At 66.7% G+C, this 8,722-nt stretch carries 8 protein-coding genes; 4 read left to right on the plus strand and 4 right to left on the minus strand.

Features of this window, described 5'->3' with window-relative positions:
• Positions 1–1,029 carry an inner membrane protein YhjD gene (yhjD, locus tag AWC27_RS15715; RefSeq protein WP_085671329.1) on the plus strand — a complete coding sequence of 343 codons (1,029 nt, stop codon included), beginning with the start codon at positions 1–3 and terminating at the stop codon, positions 1,027–1,029.
• On the opposite strand, the gene nagA is transcribed toward yhjD, so the two are convergent.
• The 4 genes from nagA to dacB1 are packed head-to-tail and all read right to left on the minus strand — an operon-like array spanning position 1,013 to position 5,075.
• Positions 1,013–2,137, minus strand: coding sequence for an N-acetylglucosamine-6-phosphate deacetylase (nagA, locus tag AWC27_RS15720; protein ID WP_085671330.1), 1,125 nt, complete (start codon positions 2,135–2,137; stop codon positions 1,013–1,015). The genes yhjD and nagA overlap by 17 nt on opposite strands.
• The gene (locus tag AWC27_RS15725) at positions 2,134–3,537 is read right to left on the minus strand and encodes a sugar porter family MFS transporter (RefSeq protein WP_425437482.1); all 1,404 of its coding nucleotides are present in this window, start codon (positions 3,535–3,537) and stop codon (positions 2,134–2,136) included. Before AWC27_RS15725 ends, nagA begins: the two co-directional genes overlap by 4 nt.
• Positions 3,507–3,833 carry a PH domain-containing protein gene (locus AWC27_RS15730; protein WP_085671331.1) on the minus strand — a complete coding sequence of 109 codons (327 nt, stop codon included), beginning with the start codon at positions 3,831–3,833 and terminating at the stop codon, positions 3,507–3,509. Before AWC27_RS15730 ends, AWC27_RS15725 begins: the two co-directional genes overlap by 31 nt.
• Positions 3,834–3,842: 9 nt before the next feature.
• Positions 3,843–5,075: a D-alanyl-D-alanine carboxypeptidase DacB1 gene (gene dacB1 / locus AWC27_RS15735; RefSeq protein ID WP_085671332.1), complete on the minus strand. Its 1,233-nt coding sequence runs from the start codon at positions 5,073–5,075 to the stop codon at positions 3,843–3,845.
• A 121-nt stretch (positions 5,076–5,196) separates the two neighbouring features.
• On the opposite strand from dacB1, the gene AWC27_RS15740 reads away from it, so the two are divergent.
• From AWC27_RS15740 to AWC27_RS15750, 3 genes are all read left to right on the plus strand, one after another.
• Entirely contained in the window at positions 5,197–5,757 is a 561-nt protein-coding gene (locus AWC27_RS15740) for a helix-turn-helix domain-containing protein (protein WP_211281638.1), read from the plus strand.
• Complete coding sequence (locus tag AWC27_RS15745) at positions 5,754–7,928, plus strand: VIT domain-containing protein (RefSeq protein ID WP_085671333.1); 2,175 nt, start codon at positions 5,754–5,756, stop codon at positions 7,926–7,928. The genes AWC27_RS15740 and AWC27_RS15745 overlap by 4 nt, the downstream gene beginning before the upstream one ends.
• A gap of 330 nt (positions 7,929–8,258) precedes the next feature.
• Positions 8,259–8,722 (plus strand): PE family protein (locus AWC27_RS15750; RefSeq protein WP_139837034.1); only part of this gene is annotated, 464 nt, incomplete at its 3' end.

An 8,722-nucleotide genomic window follows, 5' to 3' on the forward strand; every position in this document is an offset into this window, starting at 1 on the left:
ATGACCGATCCGGCCAAGCCAGGGATCTTCGATCGGATGCGGTCCCGGTTCGGCCGGCTGGACCATGTGTTTCGCGCCTACAGCCGGTTCAGCCAGCGCAGGGGTGGCTTTTTTGCCGCGGGCCTGACGTATTACACGATCTTCGCCTTGTTTCCGTTGCTGATGGTCAGCTTCTCGGTGGTCGGATTCGCGTTGTCGCGCAACCCGAAGCTGATCGACGCGATCCACGACCGGATAAAGACTTCGCTGTCCAGCGCGTTGAGTCAGCAGCTGGTGGACTTGATGGATTCGGCGATCGACGCGCGGGCGTCGGTCGGTGCGATCGGCCTGGTGACCGCGGCCTGGGCGGGCTTGGGCTGGATGTCTCATTTGCGCCAGGCCTTGAGTGAGATGTGGGACCAGCCGGTCGATACGACGGGCTACGTGCGTACCAAGCTGTCCGATCTGGCGGCGATGGTGGGCACCTTCGTAGTGATCGTGGCCACACTTGCGCTCAGTGCACTGGGCCATGCCGCGCCGATGCACGCGGTGTTGAGATGGCTTGGCATTCCCGAGTTTTCGGTTTTCGATCCGATCTTCCGGGCCGTTTCGCTGTTGATCTCGTTCCTGGTGTCCTGGCTGCTGTTCAGCTGGATGATCGCCCGGCTGCCGCGGCAGCCGGCCAGCATTGTCACCTCGCTGCGCGCCGGCTTGATGGCCGCCATCGGCTACGAGGTGTTCAAGCAGGTGGGCTCGATTTATCTGGGTGCGGTGCTGCGCAGCCCGGCGGGCGCGGCATTCGGGCCGGTGCTGGGCCTGATGGTGTTCGCATATATCACCTCCTACCTCGTCCTGTTCGCCACGGCGTGGGCCGCCACGGCGGCCGAAAAGGATCCGCGCGACGAGCCTGTGGACGCGCCCGGGCCGGCGATCATCAGCCCGCGGATACAGGTCGATGAGGGGCTGAGCGCGCGCCAGACGATGGCCGCCGCGGCCGCGGGCGCCATTGGGGCGCTGACGCTTTCGCGGTTGTTCAGGACGCGGCGCTAGGGTGCCATATCCCGTTGTGCATGACTTTGTGCACGTGCAAATCCCGGTCCAGCACAACAAGATTGGCGTGGTAGTCCGCCTGTAGCCGGCCCAGTCGATCCAGGCCGAGCGCTCGGGCCGGTGTCGCCGAGGTCACCTGGACCGCGTCGGCAAGTGTGCCGAGCCCGGCCATCAGCCGGAACATCTGATCCATGGTGGCGGTGCTGCCCGCGATCGTCGGTGTGCCACGCACCCGCGCCACACCGGACTCCACGTCGATCGGTACCGCGCCTAGCCGATAGGCTCCATCGCCGTAGCCCGCGGCCGCGATCGCATCGGTGACCAGCGCAACCCGGTCCGGGCCGAGCCACCGCAGCACAGCGCGCACCATCTCGGGATGGACGTGCACCCCGTCGGCGATCAGTTCGACTGTCACGCGCGGATCGGTCAGCAAAGCCAGCACCGGGCCGGGGTCACGGTGGTCCAGCATCGGCATCGCATTGAACAGATGGGTGCCGACGGTTGCGCCCAGCGCGATGGCATCCCGGGTCTGCTGATAGTTTGCATTCGTATGTCCCACTGCCACAACGATATTGGCGTGCCGCAAGCGCCGGATGGCGTCGGCGCTGCCGGCCAGTTCGGGTGCCAGCGTTACCATCCGGATGGTGCCGCCGGCGGCGGCGAGAACGGCGTCGATCTCCGCGGGATCCGGAACTCGCATTCGGGTGTGGTCGTGTGCGCCGCACCGTGCCGGGCTCAGCCACGGTCCCTCCAGGTGGATGCCCGCGACGACGCCGCTGCGGGTGGCCGCGGCAATCGCGGCGACGGCCGAAAGCAGCTCGTCGGGGGCCGCGGTGACCAGGCTGGCCAGCATGGTTGTGGTGCCATGTCGCAGGTGAAACTCCGCGGCGTCGCTGCATTCTCCGTCGATGAACGACGCGCCGCCGCCGCCATGCACGTGCATATCGATAAATCCGGGCACCACAACACAATCCGGAAGATCGAGGTCGACCGGCCCGGGCGCCGCGCCCGTCCCGCAATCCACGATTCGCGCGCCCGCTGTCTGCACCCAACCGGGCCGGCAGATCCGCCCGTCGATGACCGCCGTGCCCGCCCTAAGGATCATCAGGTTTCCGGACAGCTGGCCGGCCAGCGGCCGCCGTTCTCCCAGAAGTGGCGAATCTCTTCGAGCTCACGGCCTTTGGTCTCCGGTGCGTACCGATAGATCACGACGAGGGAAATGACGGCCAGCGCGCCGAACACCGCGAAAACGCCGGTGCCGCCCAGCCAGTGCAGCATCGTGAGGAAAAAGCCGGCGATGAGCGCATTGGCGGTCAGGTTGAAGGTGAGCATCGTGCTCGAGCCCAGCGACCGCAGGTGAGTGGGGAACGCTTCGGCGGCATAAACCCACACCAACGACCCGAAGCCGAGGTTGAAGCCGACGATGAACAGCAACACGCCCACAAACCCGAACAACAGGCCGAGCCCATGGGCGAAGACGGCGATGAGCACGGCATCGGCGACGACCATCATCGCTATGCCGGACAACAGGATTGGACGCCGGCCCAGCCGGTCGACGAGGAGCAGCGAAGTGGCCACCGCACCCAACCCCGCGACCTGCACCATCGCCGGCAAAGCCAGCAGCGCGAAGTTGCCCTCAAAACCCATTGCTTCAAACAGCCGGGGGCTGTAGTAGATGATCCCGTTGACCCCGGTGACCTGGACGAGCACGCCGAGCGCGATCACGAACACGGTTGCCCGCAGATACGGGCGCCGCAGCATCTCGGACAGGTTTCCCTTGCGGGAGCCACTGTGTTCGCGTATCGCGAGGCTGATTTCGTCGAGCTGTTTATCGACGTCGTCAACCGGTTTTTCGGGTTCCACCTGCAGCACGGCCCGGCGGGCGTCGTCGGCTCGGCCTTTGAGCAGATACCACCGAGCGGTATCGGGCATGCGCAGCAGTAGCAGCATCAGCAGCGTCGCGGGCACGGCGGCCAGTCCCAGCATCCACCGCCAGCTGTGCGCATCGGCAAGCAGATAACCGGTCAAGTAGCCCACGATGATCCCGCTGACGGTCGCCAGCTGATAAGCGGCCACCAATGCCCCGCGCACGGCCGGCGGCGCCAATTCCGCGACGTAGACCGGGGCCACCACCACCGAGACACCGATGGCCACGCCCAGCAGCAGGCGCGCCACCAGCAGCATCGGTAATGAGAGGGAAACCGCGTCCAGGACAGCGAATATCGCGTAGCCGGCGGTGATGAGCACCAGGGATCGCTTTCGCCCGATCGCGTCGGCCAGAGCGCCGCCGGCGAAAGCCCCGGCGACCTGGCCGATCACCACCATCGTGGTCAGCAGTTCCTGCTGTCGGGTGGTGAGCCCGAAGTCCTTGGTGACGAACAGCAGCGCGCCCGCGATGATGGACAGGTCGTATCCATAGATAACGCCGACACTGGCAGCAGTGAGCCCGACCCGAAGCCCCCGCCTGGATAGGCCCCTCAGCTGACCGGTACCCGGGAGCTGAGTAATTCCAGGACGCGGTCCGGGTCTTCGGGGGTGATGCACGGCTTGACCCGGGCGCCCACGTCCAGGATCAGTAGCGTGCTCTTGTTGCCCCGTTGCAAATCCAGCGGGAACCAGTAGCGCGGATCGGATGCCCCCCAGAGCCGCCCCTTGCCGGAAATCCAGCTCATCGGCTGAGCTTTGACGCCGCGGATGTCGTTGTAGGCGATCCGCTTGTGCCCGGCCAATGGAAAGTAGTAGCGATGAATGGTGATTCCGTGCTCGTCGAGGGACAGGCCGGCGTCCTCATACAGGGCGGTCATCCGGAAAGTCTAAAGCGTGCGGGGCCTGCGGTTCATCGAGCGCGCGGCCAGGATCAACGCGAACACGATCACGGCGCCGATAACGGCCACCCCCACCCGCACCGGCAGCGCGTCGCCGGACGGCATCAAGCCGGCGGCCTGGTCATTCGCCCGCTCGGCGGGTTTGCCTTTGGGGGCCAGCAGCGAGGGGTCGGGTTCGACCAGTGTTCCCACCTGGGTGCCCTGCGGGGTGGCGAACCCGTAGTCCAGCAGGTGTGCGGCCTGTTCCCACGGCGCGATCGGCTGGCGGGTGCCGTGCAGCAGCACCGCCATCAGTCGCCGGCCATTGCGGTTGGCCGCGCCCACGAACGTCTGGCCGGCGTCGTCGGTGTAGCCGGTCTTGCCGCCCATCGCGCCGGGGTAGTGATAGAGCAGCTGGTTGTCGTTCTCCAGCTCGTAGCCGGGATGGTCCCCGTGGCCGGGGAAGTCGAAGGTGCGGGTTGCCACGATGTCGGCGAACACCGGGTTCTGCCAGGCGTAGCGATAGAACAGGCCGATGTCGTAGGCCGAGGTGCTCATGCCGGGCCCGTCGAGTCCCGACGGTGTGGCGACGCGGGTGTCGTGGCCGCCGAGCTTGGTGGCCAGCACGTTGAGTTTTTCCAGCGCTTGCTGCATGCCGCCGAGTTGCATGGCCAGGGCGTGCGCGGCGTCGTTGCCCGAGTGCATCAGCAGGCCGTGCAGCAGCTGGTTAATGGTGTAGACGCCGCCGTTGTCCACGCCGACCTTGGTGCCTTCGGCGGCCGCGTCGTCGTCGGTTCCGGGCACCGTCTTGTTCTGGTTGAACGCGTTGATGGAGGCCATCGCGACCAGCACCTTGATGATGCTGGCCGGGCGGTGCCGGCCGTGCGGGTCGCGCGCGGCGACAATGGCGCCGCTGTCCAGGTCGGCCACCAGCCAGGCTTCGGCTGAGACGTCGTTGGGCACCGGCGGGGTGTCGGGGGCGGTGATGATGCCGCAGCCGGAGAGCGCGTTGCCGCCCACCGGTGTGGCGGGCACCGCCAGGGGTAGCGGCGGTTCACCGGCACTGGGCACCTCCGAGGAGTCCACCGCCGGGGGAGTCGAGATCTTGTATGGGCAATTCCCGGCGCCGCCGTTGGCCTCCGGGTTGGGGTCGGCGAAGGCGGCCGGCATCCCGAGAGTCGTCACGAAAGCCGCTGCGGCCAGGCATGATGCCGCACGCCTGAAGGTCCGAGAAGTGAGCATCGTGTGCAGATTAGGTGATCGGCGCTCGGATCGCAGGTCGGCACGCTGTGACTAGTGGGACAGAAGTTGCCAATGTCTATTTGACACTGTCGCTGGGAGTGATTGACACTGTCAAATAGATATGAACACGCTGCTGACCCTCGCTGAGTTCGCTGCCGTCGCCGCCGATGCGGTGCAGGCCTGCGGCGTCGTGCCCGACAACCGCCAGGCCAAGCCGATTCCGGCCGAACGGATGATCCGCTACTACACCGCCCGCGGCCTGCTGCCCCGGCCCGGCAACCGCGGGCGCGCACTCACCTACGGCCGCACCCACCTGCTGCGGTTGGTCGCCATCAAACGGCTGCAGGGCGAGGGTCTGTCGCTGGACGAAATCGCCGAACGGCTTGACGCCCTGTCGCCGGCGGAATTGGAGTCGCTGGCCGCCATCCCGGGTGAGGCCATGCCGCCCGGCCTGGGCGACCCGGAGTTCCCGGCGCCCTCGCGCGCGGCGAGCCGGTTCTGGCAGATCCCGCCGGTCGTCGCTGCCGAGGTTCCCGAGGTCACCGCTTTGCAGGCGGTCCGGCTTTCCGACACTGTCACCTTGTTGTTCGACGGGGGGCCGCTGCCCGACCTCGACACCCTGTGCCGCGCCGCCGCGCCGCTGCTGGACCTACTTGCCGCTTCGGGAAAGGAATCGCAATGAGCACTGAGCTGGACAAGCCGACCTGCGGCGAACTGCGTTCGGCCGACGGGGTGCGGCTGCCGCTGCGGGCGTTGCGGGTGGACACCGTCATCGTCGGCATGACGGCAACCTCGCTGGTGCATCAGCGCTTCGCCAACAGCGGGGATACCGCCATCGAGGCCACCTATGTGTTCCCGTTGCCCGCACGCGCGGGCGTCACCGACTTCGCTGCCGACCTGGCCGGGCGGCGGGTGGTCGGCGTGCTCAAGGAGCGTGGCCAGGCCCGCGCCGACTACGAGCAGGCCTTGGTCGCCGGTCAGCGCGCCGCGATCGTGGAAGAGGACCGCCCCGACGTGTTCTCGGTGCGGGTAGGCAACCTCGGGCCCGGCGAGGAAGCCACCATCGAAATGCGCCTCACCGGCCCGCTGGCGTTCGAGGACGGCGAGGCCACCTTCCGGTTCCCGCTCGTGGTCGCCCCGCGCTACACCACGGGAACTCCGGTGCCCGGCGACCAGACCGGGCCCGGGTTGGCGGCCGACACCGACGCCGTACCGGACGCTTCGCGGGTGACCCCGCCTCGCCTCGAAGACGGCGACGAGCGACCCGACCTCGAGATCGCGGTGACGGTAGATGGTGCTGGTCTGGCGGTGTCGCAGTTGCGGGCGTCGTTGCCCGTCACGATCGCTGCGGCCGACGGGCTGACCCGGCTGAACGTCGAGCCGGGCGCCCGGGCCGACCAGGATTTCGTGCTGCGCTTCGGCATTGAGCACCAACAACTTTCGTCGTCTGCGCTGCTGGTTCCGGACGCCGAGGGAGACGAGGGCACCTGGTCGGTGACGGTGCTGGCGCCCGCCGAGCCGGTCACGACTCCGCGCGACGTCGTCGTGTTGCTGGACCGGTCCGGGTCGATGAACGGCTGGAAGATGGTTGCCGCGCGCCGTGCCGCGGGGCGGATCGTGGACATGCTCGACACCGTCGACCGGTTCAGCGTGCTGGGCTTCGACGACCGGATTGATACGCCCGCCAGCCTGCCCGCCGGGCTGGTCGAGGCCACCGACCGAAATCGGTTCGCTGCGGCGTCCTGGCTGGGTTCGCTGCACAGCCGCGGCGGCACCGCGATGGCCGAGCCGCTGCGCATGGCTGCCGAGCTGCTGGCCGCCTCGGATGAAAACCGGTTGGCCAGTGTGGTTTTGGTGACCGACGGCCAGATCACCGGCGAGGACCACCTGCTGACGACGTTGGCGCCGGTGCTGGGCCGAACCCGCGTGTACTGCGTGGGCATCGATCGTGCCGTCAACGCCGGCTTTCTGGACCGGCTCGCACGGCTGGGAAACGGACGAAGCGAGCTCGTCGAATCCGAGGAGCGTCTCGACGAGGCGATGACCCGGTTGGCGCGAACCATCGGGCGCCCGGCGCTGACCGACATCCGGGTGAGTGCCGAGGGCGCCGAAATCATCGAAGGCACTGTTACACCCGACCGATCACCCGATGCCTTCGCCGGGGTGCCCTGCGTGATCTGCGGGCGCTACCGCGGGCGGGATGGTGCGGTGACGTTCCACGTCGCTGCCAACGATTCCTTCGCCGCCGCCGTGCCAGCCTATGAAGCGCCGAAAGCTATTGCAGTGCAGACTATTTGGGCGCGCTCGGTGGTTCGCGACCTGGAAGACGAATACGCCTCGGGTTACCCGGACGAGGAGCTGGCCGCGCGGCTGGTCGCGCATTCCATCCGGTTCGGGGTGATGTCCAGGTTCACCGCGTTCGTCGCCATCGACCCCGAGCGTGTAGATGCCGGCCCGTTGACAGAAGTGCTGCAGCCGGTCGAAATGCCGTCGGGCTGGGCTCCGGCGCAGACCTTTGCGTCGGCGATGCCGGCCCCGATGGCGATGGGCAGTGTCGTTGGCGCCATTCGCCCGGCCAGTGCTCAGGCCGTCCCGAAGCGATCCGTCAAAGACCTGCTCAAGCTGGTGCGGCAGGGGATCGGCGGCGCTGACACGGGGCTCGCCGCGGTGTGGGCCGAGCTGGTCATGCATCGCGACGCGGCTTCGGATCCCGCCTTGAATGCCGCCTTGGCGGTGTTGTGCGACGTGCTCAACCGCTACCTGTGCAATTCGACGGAGGAGCTGGCCCAGCAGGTGATGCAGGCCGTCGACGCCGTGCAGCGTCTTGTTCGGAAACGGCGTTTTTGGCGGTAAGTCACAACTATTCTGATCGTAATTGCGTCGTCGGCTGCAAGGGTATTTGCAGATTTTGATAAGCGATTGCGGGTCGGTCGATAAACAACTGCCTTGCGGTCGGGAATTTACAACTTGCAAGGATTCCTTGCGTTGGATGCACGCCTAGGCTCTCTGTTGTAGTGCGCATTTGACGCATTTACGGGTAGTCGCTTGTCGTGGTATTCCGTCGAGTCGATGGGTTTGTTTCATATTTTCTGTCTGGACGATATTGAATGCCGAGTGCAGGCTTTTGGTGGGTTATTTGTGCATTTTCTGGGTCTTATTCGGGTTTAGCGGAGGTTGGTAGTCATGTCGTTTTTAACGGTGGCCCCGGAGTGGGTGGTGCAGGCGGCGGGGGATGTTGCCGCTGTGGGGAGGTCGTTGGATGAGGCGAGGGCCGCGGCGGCGGCTTCAACGACGGTGGTGGCCGCTGCAGGTAACGATGAGATTTCGGTAGCCGTTGCGGCGTTGTTCGGTACCCATGGGCGCCAGTATCAGGAGCTCAGCGAGCAGATGGCGGCGTTCCACGAGCGGTTTGCGCAGTCGTTGGCCGTGGGCGCCAAAGCGTATGCCTCGGCCGAAGCGGTGGCGGCCACGCCGCTGCAAACGCTCGAGCGTGACGTGTTGGCGGTGATCAATGCTCCGACACAGCTTCTGCTGGGACGACCGTTGATTGGCAATGGTGCGAATGGGACGTTGCCCGGACAGGCCGGCGGGGCCGGCGGGTTGTTGATCGGCAACGGCGGTAACGGGGCCGGCGGCGGGTTTGCGGG

Source organism: Mycobacterium szulgai (assembly GCF_002116635.1).
GTDB lineage: Bacteria > Actinomycetota > Actinomycetes > Mycobacteriales > Mycobacteriaceae > Mycobacterium > Mycobacterium szulgai.

What these genes read in the sequence shown, in the direction of transcription:
- yhjD (WP_085671329.1), top strand. Translation starts at nt 1, where the DNA reads ATGACCGATCCGGCCAAGCCAGGGATCTTCGATCGGATGCGGTCCCGG.
- AWC27_RS15730 (WP_085671331.1), bottom strand. Translation starts at nt 3,833, where the DNA reads ATGACCGCCCTGTATGAGGACGCCGGCCTGTCCCTCGACGAGCACGGA.
- dacB1 (WP_085671332.1), bottom strand. Translation starts at nt 5,075, where the DNA reads ATGCTCACTTCTCGGACCTTCAGGCGTGCGGCATCATGCCTGGCCGCA.
- AWC27_RS15740 (WP_211281638.1), top strand. Translation starts at nt 5,197, where the DNA reads ATGAACACGCTGCTGACCCTCGCTGAGTTCGCTGCCGTCGCCGCCGAT.
- AWC27_RS15745 (WP_085671333.1), top strand. Translation starts at nt 5,754, where the DNA reads ATGAGCACTGAGCTGGACAAGCCGACCTGCGGCGAACTGCGTTCGGCC.